8 protein-coding genes are annotated in these 16,244 nt (G+C 51.5%); 7 read left to right on the forward strand and 1 reads right to left on the reverse strand.

Going from position 1 to position 16,244, the window contains the following annotated elements:
- Nucleotides 1-4,075, reverse strand: a 4,075-nt coding sequence (locus tag AC2A06_RS10555) for an ESPR-type extended signal peptide-containing protein (protein ID WP_484380233.1), incomplete at its 3' end; no start/stop codon positions are given.
- Nucleotides 4,076-4,499: 424 nt separating this feature from the next.
- Between AC2A06_RS10555 and AC2A06_RS10560 the strand changes: the two genes are divergently transcribed.
- The 7 genes from AC2A06_RS10560 (at nt 4,500) to AC2A06_RS10590 (ending at nt 16,083) form a co-directional block, all read left to right on the forward strand.
- Nucleotides 4,500-5,771, forward strand: coding sequence for an MdtA/MuxA family multidrug efflux RND transporter periplasmic adaptor subunit (locus tag AC2A06_RS10560; RefSeq protein ID WP_484380234.1), 1,272 nt, complete (start codon nt 4,500-4,502; stop codon nt 5,769-5,771).
- The gene (locus tag AC2A06_RS10565) at nt 5,771-8,890 is read left to right on the forward strand and encodes an MdtB/MuxB family multidrug efflux RND transporter permease subunit (RefSeq protein ID WP_484380235.1); all 3,120 of its coding nucleotides are present in this window, start codon (nt 5,771-5,773) and stop codon (nt 8,888-8,890) included. Before AC2A06_RS10560 ends, AC2A06_RS10565 begins: the two co-directional genes overlap by 1 nt.
- Nucleotides 8,887-11,967 carry a multidrug efflux RND transporter permease subunit MdtC gene (mdtC, locus tag AC2A06_RS10570; RefSeq protein ID WP_484380236.1) on the forward strand — a complete coding sequence of 1,027 codons (3,081 nt, stop codon included), beginning with the start codon at nt 8,887-8,889 and terminating at the stop codon, nt 11,965-11,967. Before AC2A06_RS10565 ends, mdtC begins: the two co-directional genes overlap by 4 nt.
- A 46-nt stretch (nt 11,968-12,013) precedes the next feature.
- Nucleotides 12,014-13,432 (forward strand): multidrug transporter subunit MdtD, encoded by a 1,419-nt coding sequence (gene mdtD, locus AC2A06_RS10575; protein WP_484380237.1) that lies wholly within the window; start codon nt 12,014-12,016, stop codon nt 13,430-13,432.
- A complete protein-coding gene (gene baeS, locus AC2A06_RS10580) occupies nt 13,429-14,799 on the forward strand; it encodes an envelope stress sensor histidine kinase BaeS (RefSeq protein ID WP_484380238.1) in 1,371 nt (456 codons plus the stop codon). Before mdtD ends, baeS begins: the two co-directional genes overlap by 4 nt.
- A gap of 12 nt (nt 14,800-14,811) precedes the next feature.
- Nucleotides 14,812-15,519, forward strand: a complete 708-nt coding sequence (gene baeR, locus AC2A06_RS10585; RefSeq protein ID WP_484380239.1) for an envelope stress response regulator BaeR — start codon at nt 14,812-14,814, stop codon at nt 15,517-15,519.
- Nucleotides 15,520-15,744: 225 nt separating this feature from the next.
- Nucleotides 15,745-16,083 (forward strand): YegP family protein, encoded by a 339-nt coding sequence (locus tag AC2A06_RS10590; RefSeq protein WP_484380240.1) that lies wholly within the window; start codon nt 15,745-15,747, stop codon nt 16,081-16,083.
- The last annotated feature ends 161 nt before the right edge of the window (nt 16,084-16,244 follow it).

Consider the following 16,244-nt stretch of genomic DNA (forward strand, 5'->3'; position numbering starts at 1 on the left):
TACCACCGGCATTGATATTGTGCTGACCGCTAAAATCATTGGTCCCCTCCAAGGTCACTGCCGCATTGGTGTTGATGGTACCGTCACCACTGAGTATGTTAGCCAGTGTATCGGCAGCGTTCAGGTTCAAAGTACCCACTACATCAACATCACCGCTACCCAAGGCATCGGCGGCAGTCAAGGTGACCGTTGCCGGAGCCGCTATCAAGGTATCTGCTGACAGGCCACTATTGGCAGCACTCAGGGTTAATGTGCCGCCATTAACGTTCAATGCACCGCCACCAGTCAGACCACCGGTTCCACTGGAAATACCACCACTGGTTATATCCAGTGTGCCATTAGCCAGATTCACAACACCCGCATTACTCAGTGCAGTAACGGTTTGTTGATAACCCGCTAGATTCACGGTGCCCAGTGCAGCAACATCAAGTAACGAGGTGCCACCCAGGGAATTATCCGCTCCCAAGGTCAAACTGCCAGCATTAACCGTGGTCGCGCCAGTATAATCGTTTGCACTATTGCTGATGGTCATGGCGACGTTATCTGAACCAATCGCCAAATTACCCGAACCGGTTACTTTTGCCGTTAACGTTGTGTTGGTGGCGCCATTGGAGGTCAACGTCAGGGTTTGAGTATCCTGTAAATCCAATTGGGTCAGTTGTTTATTGACTTTCAACCCCGTACCGCTGGTCATATCAAAGTCATAGGTATTAATGGAAACGAACTGGCTATTCTGTTGATAGTTTACGGTAGCCCCACCAAGCAGACTATTGCCTGACAAGTCTTGTAATTGGAGTCTCGCTAAATCAACACCAGAAAGTGTATTACTGCTTTGTACCAACGCAGTTGCGCTACCTGCGTTAAGATCCAACAAATTACCTGACGTCAGTAACGTAGTATCTACTTTAATAATCGAATCACCAGATACCGTGATTAACCCTAACCCAGTCCCCCCACCGGTGCTGATCAGATTGCCCGCAGCAAACTGCAGCGTACCGCCGTTCAACACCAGATTACCGACACTGTTTGTTCCGGCATCCATGGTGATCAAGCCACCGACAGAATCACGCAACGTCGCATTATTCAGCACATTAGGGCTCAGTGAGGATAAATTTAATGTCCCTGTACTGATATCAACAATACCAGTAAATGCATTACCGACCGTGGCACCAAAATTAAACACACCGGCAGTATTGCTAATATTCAACAAACCGTTGCCAGTCAAGACATTGGTCAACGTCCCGTTACTTTGAAGGTTCAAGACGCCATTCAAGTCGACGGCTGCAGTACCGAGTTGGTTGAATGCACTGGCATTCAATGTACCTGATGAATCAATCAACCAATTACCGGTAAGGGTGTTAGCGCCACTTAAGATAACATTAGCGCCTGATTGAACTTCGGCATCCCCTGCGCCGGTCAAAACTGCGGTAAAACCACCGTTATAGGTGCTACCAAACAGCAGTTTATTACCCGTAGCGACATTGACGTTACCACTGGCGATATTGTTAACATAGCCGAGGGTAATATTGGAGCTATTGGTCAGGTTAATGTTGGTGAAATTTTGTAACTGCGTAACATTATCTAAGCTACGAGTAGAGTTATTAAAGTTCAGAGTGTTAGTGCCGGTGCCAGCGTTAAGGTTACCTAACGAAGTGGTGCTAGCATTGGTCAAGTTATAAATATTGAAGGTATCATTACCCACGCCAGTATTAATGATATTATTGGTGGCGCCATCGTAAATATTAACGATATTGGCACCCGCCCCCAAATCAATAATACCGTTGCTGACCGACCCGTTATTGAGCGTTAGCGTATCCACACCCGTGCCACTGGTCAGTGAGCCCAAGGTGCCATTATTGGTAATAGTGTTCCCGCTATTCCCCATGGTGACACTGCCACTGATAAACCCGTTATTGGTCAGTGTCTCGGCGATGCTGTTATTAAAGGTTATCGCTGAAGCACCACCACTGGCATTAATATGCATATTAGGGCCAACAATAATGGATCCCCCTGTTGCCCCTGAAGTGGAAATCCCGGTGGCAGCCGCATTATTAACATTAATATCAAGATAGGCGTTAGTAAAATCCAAAGAGACGGTTGAACTGATCCCGGTAGCGGCACTGCTCCCAGTCAGGTTGATGGCATTGTTCGCTGTACCTGATTGGAAATTGAACCCTGCCAGACTAGTAAACACCGTACCAGCAATGGCATTAAATTGGGTGTTACTGAGGTTAACTGTTGCCGATGCCCCCTTGGTAATTGCCGCCCCAGTGCCATTGAGGTTAAAGATTGTCCCGGTCAATGACTGTGTACCGGTGTTAGATGCACCGATGGCCAAACCCACCGCACTACCGGTAGTGGTGATAGTCCCGTTGCTCAATACAAGAACGACGTTATTATCCAGCGTAATACCATTACCGGCAGTGGCATTGATAGTCCCGCCGGTGCTATCCACAGTGACTAACTTACCCGCAGCGCTACCGGTTAAGGCGATACCTGCACCAGCACTGTTGTTGATCACTCCACTGTTGAAAAGATTGACTGTACCCGTACCGTTATGGGCCAACGCCACCCCAGCAGTAGTGCTGTTAATGGTCCCGGCGTTGGTCACCTTCACCACGCGAGTGCCTGTATCGGTGACCGTAATCCCAGTGGCTTTTCTGATAACGCCACCAACATCATTAAGCACTACCACATTACCTGATGTGCCAGCGCTGACGTTAATACCACTACCCGCAGTCACATTGGTGGTACCATCAGAAATCGTTCCCGCAGAACGGATATAAATCCCGCCGGTACCCGTAGTTTTAGTAGCAAGAATGCCATCATAGGCTGCGTTATTACCTACTACCAGACTTGAACCAGTGCCCAGATTATAAATAACATCACGGGTTGAGGCTGGACCATTGTAGATCATGGCACTTGTTGTGGTACTGGGGGCATTACTGATTACATCCCCCGCCTCGTTATTCATACTAATCAACGCACCCGAGCCAAACACCCCGGTGCCGGTATTATAAGAACCTATCTCCACCCCAAAGTTAGCAACACCCAACGGGTTTTGGCCTGTAATGGCGAACGATACCTTGGCCCCATCATCAATCAAGAAATTATAGGCGGGGGTAGTCTTAGGATTCGCATTTGGGCCATTAGTCAGCCAGTTACCAGTAATGACAGAATCTGCCGTGCTGGTAAAATGGAGCATACTGTTAGCGGCGGTGCCATTACTCCAGAACACCGCAGGGTAGCTAGCACTGGGGATACCGTTTAAATCATATTGCCCCGTTATTGTTATATTACTGCCTAAAACCGATTGGCGATAAGTGCCCAAAGTCAAGGTAATCTGTTGATTGAAATTACCCAGTATAACCGGGCTATTATTGTCTGCACCCAGTGCAGTATCAGCCCCCATCGCCACCATTTTACCATCAGGTACCCTGTTAATATTATCCAGTGTTACCGCCAATCGGGTGGTGGCATCTTGGACATAAACGATGTGTGCTGTAGTACCGTCAACAACAGGCGATGTTGAGGTAATATCGCCAAAATTGACCAGTTTAAAGCTGGCATTGCCCGCAGCCCAGGCGGCATTATTGGTGGTTGCAGCTACCATATTAAAACCATTACTACCAATTCTTAGGTTATACCCCCCACCATCAATCACCAAGTCTCGTCTGGCATTTGCCGTCTGATTGACGGTGATACCCCCAGAATAAAGTGCGGTCAGATCGATATTGTCAGTTAACAATATGGTGGTGGCAGTACTACCCGTTCCGCTAGCACTTAATGCTGTGTTCAACTGAGCCGCTGTTGCCACCTTCACGCAGGTGGTGGGAGCCGCATCACATTCAGCTACCGTAATGGCATAAGCACTATTGTAAATAGCCAGGGAGGAGAACAAGGATAGGGCTATCGCGCTATTTTTAAATAATTTATTGGTTTTCGCGATGCCTTGCTGGCCTTGATGAGCACGGCTACTGTGACTGGCAGTTTTCTGCTTGGTGTTAGCCAGTTCACTGACCACCACCCAAAGTTGTAACGCCGCATTCCAGATCACTCGATAAACCTTGTTCATATTAATCCCTCAATTATGGTGCAACAGTCAGTTAACACCATTGGTGTCTTGCTGTAGGCTTGAAAAACTCGGTACTCAACCCCATTCAAGTTACCGCCAAACGGTAAAATGAAAACTAATTAAGCACCCAAAAGATAGCCTGCTACGTGGTTGGGACATCGCTCACAGCCAATACTCTGGCAGCTTGAATGATCACAGGATACTTAAAGCCTAGTTTGGTGCTGTTAAAAAGCAAGCAACCCGCTGGCTTTGGTAAAATAATTCTCATTGCAATTTTCCGAACCTTGGCTAGCTAGCTGATAATTCCTCCATATTTCCTTCATTCTTCAGCGGCAACCTCTGGCTAAACTAGTATGATGTAAGCATTATCATTGCTGGCAAATGATTGCCTGTACGCCTGCCCCGGGAGAGAGTGTTCTACACCATGAAAGTAAACCTCAAGCACCTGTCAGTGATTGTTATCGTGGTTATTGCCGCCGTCTTTATCTGGCGTCACTACTATTCCTCACCAAATCCTGCGTCACAGAACCCATCTTCACCGAGCCCAGCCCGACAGACTGCCGATAGCGCACCAAGTGCTGGCCCACAGGGTGCCAGTGGTAGAAGCGGTGGCAGGCGTAGTGCTCCCATGCCGCCTGTGCAGGCCGCCACTGCGACACAGCAAACCATGCCACGCTTTCTCTCTGGGTTAGGTACCGCCACCGCGGCCAATACCGTTACCGTCACCAGCCGAGTTGACGGCCAACTGATGGCTATTCACTTCACTGAGGGGCAGCAAGTGAAAGCTGGTGACTTACTGGTTGAGATTGACCCGCGCCCATACCAGGTGCAATTGACCCAAGCCTTGGGGCAACTGGCCAAAGATCAGGCAACCTTGGCAAATGCCAAACAGGATTTGGCCCGCTACCAGCAGTTGATCAAAAACAACCTGATATCGCGCCAGGATCTGGACACCCAACTCTCGCTGGTGCGCCAGAGCGAAGGGGCCATCAAGGCTGGTCAAGGGGCGGTGGACAGTGCCAAACTGCAAATCACCTATAGCCAGATTACCGCACCGATTGATGGCCGCGTTGGCCTCAAGCAGGTGGATATAGGTAACTATATTGCCAGCGGTAACAGCACCAACATCGTGGTGATTACGCAAACGCATCCGATTGATGTGGTGTTCACACTGCCAGAAAGCGATATCGCGGATTTAGTCAAAGCACAGAAAGCGGGCCCGGTGAGCGTTGAAGCCTGGGACCGCACCAATCAGCAGCAGTTGGCCAGCGGCTGGCTATTAAGCCTGGATAACCAGATTGATACCGCCACCGGCACCATCAAACTTAAAGCGCGCTTTGATAACCAGGATGACGCACTGTTTCCGAACCAGTTTGTTAATGCCAGGCTGCAGGTAGATACCCTGCATAACGCGGTGGTGATCCCCACCGCAGCACTGCAAATGGGCAATGAAGGCCATTTCGTTTGGATACTGGGTGAAGAGAATAAAGTCAGTAAGCATCGCGTCACGGCAGGTATACAAGACAAACATCAAGTGGTGATCACTGATGGGGTCAAGGTAGGTGAACGCGTGGTGACTGACGGTATTGATCGTCTGAGCGAAGGGATGCAAGTCGAAGTGGTGATGCCACAGCAAGCATCCGCTTCAACCGCCCCCCACCCGAAACAGCACGGTAAAGCGCAAGGTAAACCCTGATGCAGCCAATCTCGCCTCATTCAACAGGCGGGCCTTCCCGCCTGTTTATCCTGCGCCCGGTCGCCACCACACTGTTTATGGTGGCGATCATGCTGGCGGGTATTATCGGTTATCGTTTCTTGCCGGTGTCATCCCTGCCCGAAGTGGACTACCCCACCATTCAAATCGTGACGCTCTACCCCGGAGCCAGCCCGGATGTGGTGACTTCTGCCATCACCGCCCCCTTGGAACGGCAGTTCGGGCAGATGTCGGGGCTCAAGCAGATGGCGTCACAAAGTTCCGGTGGTGCCTCAGTCATTACATTGCAATTTCAGCTTGAACTACCGCTGGATATCGCTGAGCAGGAAGTGCAGGCAGCCATTAATGCCGCCAGCAATCTGTTACCCAATGACCTGCCTTACCCACCGATTTACAGCAAGGTCAACCCGGCGGATCCACCGATCCTCACGTTGGCAGTGACCGCCAGCGCCCTCCCCATGCCCCAGGTGCAGGACATGGTGGAAACGCGGATTGCACAAAAGATATCGCAAGTGAGCGGTGTCGGGTTGGTCACGCTTTCCGGTGGCCAACGCCCAGCGGTACGGGTCAAACTCAACCCCAACGCCGTCGCCGCTTATGGACTAAGTAGTGACTCCATCCGCACCCTCATCGGCAATGCTAACGTCAACTCCGCCAAAGGCAGCCTCGATGGCCCAACCCGTTCAGTCACCTTATCCGCCAACGATCAGATGAAAACGGTAGCCGACTATCAACAACTGATTGTCGCCTATAAGAATGGTGCCGCTATTCGTCTGCAGGATATCGCCACCATCGAACAAGGAGCAGAGAATAACCGCCTGGCGGCCTGGGCCAATCAAGTACCCGCTATTGTGCTGAATATTCAGCGGCAACCCGGCGTGAACGTACTGACCACCGCCGACAGCATCCGTAGCATGTTGCCGGAGTTGATCAAAAGCCTGCCGAAATCGGTGGATGTTAAGGTTCTGACGGATCGCACCACCACTATCCGGGCTTCAGTCAGTGACGTGCAGTTTGAGTTATTCTTGGCGGTCGCCCTGGTTATCATGGTGATCTACGTCTTTCTGCGCAATATTCCTGCCACCATCATTCCCAGCATCGCGGTGCCCCTTTCTCTGGTGGGGACCTTTGCTGCCATGCATTTCCTTGGTTTTTCCATCAACAACCTGACCTTGATGGCACTGACCATTGCCACCGGTTTTGTGGTGGATGATGCCATCGTGGTGATCGAAAACATTTCACGCTATATCGAAAAAGGCGAAAAGCCCCTTGATGCGGCGCTAAAAGGGGCCGGAGAGATCGGCTTTACCATTATTTCCTTAACCTTTTCCCTAGTGGCGGTGTTGATCCCGCTGTTGTTTATGGGGGATATCGTGGGCCGCCTGTTCCGTGAGTTTGCCGTAACACTGGCGGTGGCGATCCTGATTTCTGCCGTAGTGTCACTGACGTTAACACCGATGATGTGCGCACGCATGCTCAGCCATGAATCATTGCGCAAACAAAACCGTTTCTCCCGCGCTTCTGAACGTTTTTTTGAACGGGTTATCGCACGCTACGGTGTGTGGCTGAAAGTCGTGCTGAATCACCCTTGGCTCACCCTCGGGGTGGCACTCAGCACCCTGGTATTGACGGTTTTACTCTATCTGTTGATCCCCAAAGGGTTCTTCCCGGTACAGGATAACGGCATCATTCAAGGGACGCTGGAAGCCCCGCAAAGCGTGTCGTTCAGTAATATGGCTGAACGCCAGCAACAGGTGGCTGCCGAGATCCTGAAAGACCCTGCGGTAGAGAGCCTGACTTCCTTTGTTGGTATCGATGGCAGTAACGCGACCTTGAACAGCGGTCGTTTGCAAATCAATCTCAAACCGTTGAGTGAACGGAGTGAACGCATTCCTGCCATCATTACCCGTCTGCAACAACGAATGGCACAACTTCCTGGCGTTACGCTCTATCTACAACCAGTACAAGACCTGACTATCGACACCCAGGTAAGCCGCACGCAATACCAATTCACCTTGCAAGCCACCTCACTGGATGAACTGAACCAGTGGGTCCCCAAATTGATGGCACAGTTACAGTTGGCCCCACAACTGACTGATGTCACCAGTAACTGGCAAAACCAAGGGCTAGTAGCTTATGTGAATGTTGATCGTGACTCGGCCTCGCGCCTGGGCATTACCATGAGCGATGTGGACAACGCACTCTATAACGCCTTTGGCCAACGGCTGATCTCCACCATTTATACTCAGGCTAATCAGTATCGGGTGGTGCTGGAACACGACGTCAGTAGTACGCCGGGGTTGGCAGCATTAAATGATATCCGCCTGACCAGCAGCAATGGGGCCACCGTCCCCTTGAACAGCATTGCCAAAATAGAAGAACGCTTCGGGCCACTGTCCATCAACCATCTCGATCAGTTCCCGTCAGCCACTATCTCGTTTAACGTCGCGGGTCGTTACTCATTAGGTGAAGCTGTAGCGGCCATTACCTTGGCTGAGAAAAACCTCAATTTACCCAGGGAGATCACCACCCAGTTTCAAGGGGCGACCCTGGCATTCCAGGCGGCACTGGGGAGCACTCTCTGGCTGATTCTGGCGGCAGTGGTGGCGATGTATATCGTGTTAGGTGTGCTGTATGAGAGCTTTATTCACCCGATCACCATTCTCTCTACCCTGCCCACTGCCGGGGTGGGGGCGTTGCTGGCACTGATGGTGTCCGGGAATGAGCTGGATGTGATCGCCATTATCGGCATCATTCTGTTGATCGGTATCGTGAAAAAGAACGCCATCATGATGATCGACTTCGCGCTGGCGGCGGAACGTGAGCAAGGGATGACGCCCTATGATGCCATCTATCAAGCCTGCTTACTGCGTTTCCGCCCTATTCTGATGACCACCTTGGCGGCCTTGCTGGGGGCATTACCACTGATGCTCAGCACCGGTGTTGGGGCAGAGCTGCGCCGCCCACTTGGGGTTTGTATGGTAGGCGGGCTAATTATGAGTCAACTCCTGACCCTGTTTACCACCCCGGTGATCTACCTGCTGTTTGATAAGTTTGCACGTAACACCCGACAGCCAGTGGATACGCAGGAGTTATCGTGAAATTCTTCGCCCTGTTTATTCACCGGCCGGTGGCAACCACCTTACTGACGCTGGCTATCACTCTCGCTGGCGTACTGGGTTTCCGGCTGTTGCCCGTCGCGCCGTTACCACAAATAGATTTGCCGGTGATCTCAGTGAGCGCCAGCTTACCGGGTGCCGACCCGGAAACCATGGCCACCTCAGTGGCCACCCCACTGGAGCGAGCGCTGAGCCGTATTGCCGGGGTCAATGAAATGACCTCAATGAGTTCACTGGGTAGTACCCGGGTGATTTTGCAGTTCGACCTCGACCGCGATATCAATGGTGCCGCCCGTGACGTGCAAGCGGCAATTAATGCTGCGCAAAGCCTATTACCTAGCGGTATGCCAAGCCGACCCACTTACCGTAAAATAAACCCGTCCGATGCCCCCATCATGATCCTGACGCTCACGTCAGATACTTACAACCAAGGGCAACTCTATGACTTCGCCTCGACGAAATTAGCACAAAAAATTGCCCAGACCGAAGGGGTGGGTGATGTGTCAGTGGGTGGTAGTTCCTTACCGGCAGTGCGCGTTGAACTCAACCCCGGCGCGCTATTCAACCAGGGAATCTCCCTGGATTCGGTGCGAAATACCATCGCTAATGCCAATGTGCGCCGCCCACAGGGAGCAGTGGATTCTCAACAGCAACGCTGGCAAATTCAGGCCAACGATGAGCTAAAAACTGCCGCCGCTTATCAACCACTGGTGATCCACTATGCCAATGGTGCAGCAGTACGCCTGAGCGATGTGGCTAACGTAATTGATTCGGTACAGGATGTGCGCAACGCCGGGATGACTAACGCCCAACCCGCCATTATCCTTACGGTGACCCGCTCGCCCGATGCCAATATTATTGAAACCGTGGATCGTATCCGTGCTGAACTCCCCGCATTGCGCGAAAATATTCCGGCTTCGATTAAACTGGATATTGCTCAAGATCGCTCCCCCACCATCCGCGCCTCCTTGGCTGAAGTAGAACGAGCCTTGGTGATTGCCATTGGCCTGGTGATCCTGGTGGTGTTTATTTTCCTGCGTTCGGGGCGCGCTACCCTAATCCCCGCTGTCGCTGTGCCAGTATCATTAATTGGCACCTTCGCCGCCATGTATCTGTGTGGTTTCAGTTTAAACAACCTGTCACTGATGGCACTGACTATCGCCACCGGCTTTGTGGTGGATGATGCCATCGTGGTACTGGAAAATATCTCGCGCCATATTGAAGCCGGTATGAAGCCCTTTAACGCCGCATTGCAAGGGGTGCGCGAAGTGGGTTTTACCGTGCTTTCCATGAGCATCTCGCTGGTAGCGGTGTTTATTCCGTTGCTGTTTATGGGGGGACTACCCGGCAGGCTGTTCCGCGAATTTGCCGTAACCCTGTCAGTATCTATCGGTATTTCGCTACTGATATCACTGACCTTAACCCCGATGATGTGTGCCTACCTACTACGCTATCAACCTCAGCGCGAACCACGGCGAGCAAGGGGTTTTGGCCGCCTATTAATTGCTTTGCAACAGGGTTATGGCCGTTCGCTCAACTGGGTACTGGGTCATTCACGCTGGGTGCTGGTGCTCTTTCTGGCCACTATCGCCCTTAATATCTGGCTCTATATCAATATCCCGAAGACCTTTTTCCCTGAGCAGGATACGGGCCGTTTGATTGGGAACATCCAGGCAGACCAGAGTATCTCGTTTCAGGCGATGCGTCTTAAGTTGCAGGATTTTATGAAAATTGTGCGCGACGACAAAGATGTGGATAACGTCACGGGCTTCACTGGCGGTGCCCGAACCAACAGCGGTTCAATGTTTATTTCCCTTAAACCGCTGTCAGAACGCAGTGATACCGCACAACAGGTGATCGCCCGCTTACGAGCCAAACTGGCAAAAGAGCCAGGGGCCAGTCTGTTTTTAATGGCAGTACAGGATATTCGTACTGGCGGGCGGCAGTCTAACGCCAGCTACCAGTATACCTTGCTGGCAGATGACCTTAGTGAGCTGCGCCAATGGGAGCCTAAAGTACGTACTGCCCTCGCTGCCCTGCCAGAACTGGCCGATGTTAACTCTGATCAGCAGGATAAAGGTTCAGAAATGGACCTGACATATGATCGCGAAACCATGTCGCGGTTAGGCATATCCATCAGCGATGCAAACAACTTGTTGAACAACGCTTTCGGCCAGCGCCAGATTTCCACCATTTATCAACCCTTAAACCAATACAAGGTGGTGATGGAAGTTGCGCCGCCTTACACCCAGGATGTCAGTGCGCTGGAAAAAATGTTTGTGATTAACAATAGCGGCCAGGCGATCCCTCTTTCTTACTTCGCCAAGTGGCGGCCCGCTAATTCACCGCTGGCGGTGAATCATCAAGGGTTGTCGGCAGCTTCCACCATCTCGTTCAACCTGCCTGAGGGCGGGAACCTGTTAGAGGCGACAACCGCTATCGAGCGCACCATGACGCAGCTTGGGGTCCCGCCGACTATTCGGGGTACTTTTGCCGGCACCGCGCAACTGTTTCAGCAGACCTTGAGTTCACAACTGTTCCTGCTCTTTGCCGCCATTGCGACGGTATATATCGTGCTGGGGATGCTGTATGAAAGCTATATTCATCCGTTGACGATTCTGTCTACTTTACCCTCCGCCGGGGTCGGCGCCTTGTTGGCATTAGAACTGTTTGGGGCGCCGTTCAGCCTGATTGCCTTAATCGGTATTATGTTGCTGATTGGCATAGTGAAGAAGAATGCCATTATGATGGTGGATTTTGCACTGACAGCCCAACGTAAGGAGGGCATCGACGCCCGACAAGCGATTTTCCAGGCCAGTTTGATACGTTTCCGGCCGATTATGATGACCACCCTGGCCGCGCTGTTTGGCGCATTACCCCTGGTACTCGCCAGCGGCGATGGGGCTGAATTACGCCAACCCCTGGGCATCACCATCGTGGGTGGTTTAGTGATGAGCCAATTACTGACGCTCTATACCATACCGGTGATTTATCTGTACTTTGATCGCTTGCAGATAACATTGCGCCATGGCAAGAAACTGACGCCTCTACCAAATTAACCAGCGATAGCCTAATAGACAGCAGCAAGATGAAAGACAACGAGAGATGAACACCAAACAAACTGCATCAGTAAAATGGCAACTCTGGATTGTGGCATTCGGCTTCTTTATGCAGGCGCTAGATACCACCATCGTCAATACCGCACTGCCCTCTATGGCCGCCAGCCTGGGGGAAAACCCATTGCGCATGCAATCGGTGGTGGTTTCCTATGTGCTAACTGTCGCAGTGATGTTGCCAGCCAGCGGTTGGCTGGCAGATAGAGTAGGCGTCAAATGGGTGTTGTTCAGCGCAATTATACTCTTCACCTTAGGTTCATTATTCTGCGCCCGTGCAGAAACGTTGAATGAACTGTTGGTGTTCCGGGTCATACAAGGTATCGGCGGTGCCATGATGGTGCCCGTTGGCCGCTTGACCGTGATGAAGATCGTTCCTCGGGATCAGTATATGGCGGCGATGACCTTCGTCACTATCCCCGGGCAGATTGGGCCGTTAATGGGCCCGACGCTGGGGGGATTTTTAGTGCAATATGCCAGTTGGCACTGGATATTTCTCATCAACATTCCGGTTGGCATCATTGGGGCCATCGCGACCCTGTTATTTATGCCTAACTACCGCATGAAAACTCGCCGTTTTGATATTGGTGGTTTTATGTTGTTGGCGTTCGGTATGTCTACCCTGACGCTGGCGCTTGATGGCCACAAAGGCATGGGGCTTTCCCTCACCACTATCGCCATGTTGGTTGTGGGCGGTTGTGTCGCCTTGATGAGCTACTGGTGGCATGCTAAAGGCAACAGTCGGGCGCTGTTTCCGCTGCGGCTGTTTAAAACACCCACCTATCGAATCGGCCTGAACAGTAGCTTGCTGGCACGAATTGGCAGCGGGATGATACCCTTTATGACCCCACTGTTTCTCCAGGTCGGTATGGGGTTCTCACCTTTTCATGCTGGGCTGATGATGATCCCGATGATTATCGGCAGTATGGGGATGAAGCGGATTGTGGTGCGGGTCGTCAACCGTTTGGGTTATCGTCATGTGCTGATCGCCACTACCCTAATGCTGGCCTTCATCACCTTGTGTTTGCCGTTAATCGCCATGCTTGGCTGGTTTTATCTGCTACCGGTATTACTCTTCTGCCAAGGGATGGTCAGCGCTCTACGTTTCTCTGCCATGAATACCCTGACCCTGAAAGATCTGCCCAATCGCCTGGCCAGCAGTGGCAATAGCCTGCTGTCCATGGTGATGCAACTCTCCATGAGCCTGGGCGTCAGTATTTCAGGTATTCTGGTGGGCAGCTTTGCTCACCACCAGGTGGTTGCCAACAGTCCCGAAATCCACCAAGCCTTTATTTATAGCTATGGTTGTATGGCACTGATTATAGCGCTGGCCGCACTGGCTTTCGCCCAGGTACCCGCCGATACCACCGTTAACCGCCAGTTGAACAGCCGCTCAACGAGGACACCATGAAAATTGGCATCACCGGAAAGCTGTTTATGGGGATCTTCGCCACCTGTATGTTGGTGTTGATCACCATGCATTGGGGCGTTCGTATCAGCTTTGAACGTGGTTTTATCGACTACATCAAGCGCGGAAATGAACAACGCCTGACCCTGCTCAGTTACGCCCTGGAAGATCAATATCACCTCCACGGTAGTTGGGCATTCCTGCGCAATAAAGATCAATCGGTATACCAGATTATGCGCGCGTTTCAGCAAAATAGTGACAACAGTAGCAACCTGCCACCACAAGGTTGGCGAACTCAGTTCTGGGTCGTGGATAGTCAGTATCAGCGCTTAATCGGTCACTCAGGGCAGATTCCCAAAGATAGCCCCCGTTACCCGATCCGTTACAACGATCAGATCGTCGGTTGGGTCATCGCCACGCCCATCGAACGGATGACGCGCGACGCAGATATCAATTTTGATCGTCAACAGCAGCGCACCAGTTGGCTTATCGTTGGGCTCTCGACCTTGCTGGCTGCAGCAGTGACCTGGTTGATGTCTCGTGGCTTGTTGGCTCCCGTCAAACGGTTGGTGTCGGGAACACACCAATTGGCTGCGGGTGATTTCAGCACCCGCGTCACCGTAAACAGCCAGGACGAATTAGGCCGCTTGGCACAAGACTTCAACCACCTGGCCATCTCATTGGAGAATAACGAAAAAATGCGGCGGGAATTTATGGCCGATATCTCCCATGAGTTACGCACCCCATTAGCGGTGCTGCGTGGGGAACTGGAAGCATTACAGGATGGTGTTCGCCAGCCAACCCCCGCGTCACTAAGCTCACTGCAAGCAGAGGTATCCACGCTAACCAAACTGGTGGATGACCTATACCAGCTTTCTCTTTCCGATCGCGGTGCCCTTGCCTACCGTAAATTACCCGTAGATGGTGTGCATTTGGTGCAAATCGCCGTGGCGGTCTTCCGTGAACGCTTTCAGGCCAAACAGTTACAAATCATCACCCATCTGCCCGCCGAGGCCCCGCTGTTTGGTGATCCAGACCGCCTTAATCAGTTATTCAATAATTTGCTGGAAAATAGCCTGCGCTATACCGATGCGGGCGGCAAACTGGAGATCACCATTGAATGCTTACCAGGATGGGTACGGATGTCTTGGCAAGACAGCGCACCAGGGATGAGAGATCAACAACTGGCGCGTATCTTTGAACGTTTTTACCGCGCGGAAGGATCCCGTAACCGTGCCAGTGGCGGTTCTGGGTTAGGACTCGCCATTTGCCAGAATATTGTCGAAGCCCACGGGGGAAAGATAAATGCACAACACTCGCCTTTCGGTGGTGTGGGCATTACAGTAGACCTTCCCTATACCGGTGAATAACAAGGTATCCGAATGGAAAACACAACGCTGCCACAGCAGATCATGATTGTGGAAGATGAACCCAAACTGGGTCAATTACTGGTGGATTATCTGCAAGCCGCTGGCTATGACACCTGTTGGCTGACCCATGGCAGTGAAGTGGTGCCCGCTGTGCATCAACATCCCCCCGCCCTCATCTTGTTGGATTTAATGCTCCCGGGTTGTGATGGCTTAACTATCTGCCGCGAGTTACGCCGTTTTACTGATATTCCAGTGGTTATGGTGACGGCCAAAATTGAAGAGATTGATCGCCTGCTGGGACTGGAGATCGGAGCGGATGACTATATCTGCAAACCCTACAGCCCCCGTGAAGTGGTTGCCCGGGTGAAAACCATTTTGCGCCGCTGCCACCGACCGTTGACCCCTCCGGAAGCTGACGCCCTGCTACATATTGATGAAAGCCGTTTTCAGGCCAGTTATCAGGGGCATATCCTGGATCTGACCCCGGTAGAATTCCGCTTGCTAAAAACCTTGGCTTGCCACCCCGGCAAGGTATTTTCACGTGAGCAACTGCTAGATAATCTGTACGATGATTACCGTGTGGTTACTGATCGCACCACCGACAGCCATATCAAAAACCTGCGCCGCAAGCTGGAACAGATCGACAGTGAGAAAGCCTTTATCCGTTCGGTATACGGTATGGGCTACCGTTGGGAAGCGGAACCGTGTAGCCTATCATGATGGCTAATGACATGCCCTGGCTTTATCTTCAAGCCCCCAGCCGTAGATGCTCATCTTGGTTCCACTTGCTGGTGCCCAATAATTCATTAGAATGAGCGCGGGTTAACAGATAATTTTTCATTTCTGTGCGCTGTAACACATTACCATTGTGATGCAACGCTCCTTTTCAGTCGATTGACTACACTTACTTTCACTTGTTTTGTTGCAACCAGCAGGAGAAGGAAGATGGCAAACGGTCGCTATGAACTTAAGAAATCCAGTAACGGGCAGTATCACTTTGTGCTTAAAGCCAGTAATGGTGAGGTTATTCTTTCCAGTGAAAGATATGCCAGCAAAGCATCCGCAGAAAATGGCATTGTTTCGGTGCAGACCAACTCCCCTCTTAAAGCCCAGTTCGAAATAAAAATCAGTAACGACAACAAACCCTATTTTGTATTAAAAGCCCGAAATCAGCAGGTGATTGGTACCAGCCCGCTGTACAGTTCTGAACTTGCAATACAAGACGCGCTTCAATCTGCGGTGCTATATGGCCCTTCCAGCGAAGTATACGATTTAAGTATTTAAGTCTTATGCCGTTCATGCACCATGAGCGCGAGTGAACTGCATAGCAGCGATATCCGCTTTATTCTTCAAGCGGCTGTGGTGTTGGCTACGTCTAAATACTGGGCTTTTCCTGAGCCTCCCCCCTGGCGGGGGCGCTGCAAACCACCTGAATTATTTTGAGT

It is taken from the genome of Serratia sp. HNCC26DJ244 (assembly GCF_057180565.1).

What these genes read in the sequence shown, in the direction of transcription:
- AC2A06_RS10560 (WP_484380234.1), top strand. Translation starts at nt 4,500, where the DNA reads ATGAAAGTAAACCTCAAGCACCTGTCAGTGATTGTTATCGTGGTTATT.
- AC2A06_RS10565 (WP_484380235.1), top strand. Translation starts at nt 5,771, where the DNA reads ATGCAGCCAATCTCGCCTCATTCAACAGGCGGGCCTTCCCGCCTGTTT.
- mdtD (WP_484380237.1), top strand. Translation starts at nt 12,014, where the DNA reads ATGAACACCAAACAAACTGCATCAGTAAAATGGCAACTCTGGATTGTG.
- baeS (WP_484380238.1), top strand. Translation starts at nt 13,429, where the DNA reads ATGAAAATTGGCATCACCGGAAAGCTGTTTATGGGGATCTTCGCCACC.
- baeR (WP_484380239.1), top strand. Translation starts at nt 14,812, where the DNA reads ATGGAAAACACAACGCTGCCACAGCAGATCATGATTGTGGAAGATGAA.
- AC2A06_RS10590 (WP_484380240.1), top strand. Translation starts at nt 15,745, where the DNA reads ATGGCAAACGGTCGCTATGAACTTAAGAAATCCAGTAACGGGCAGTAT.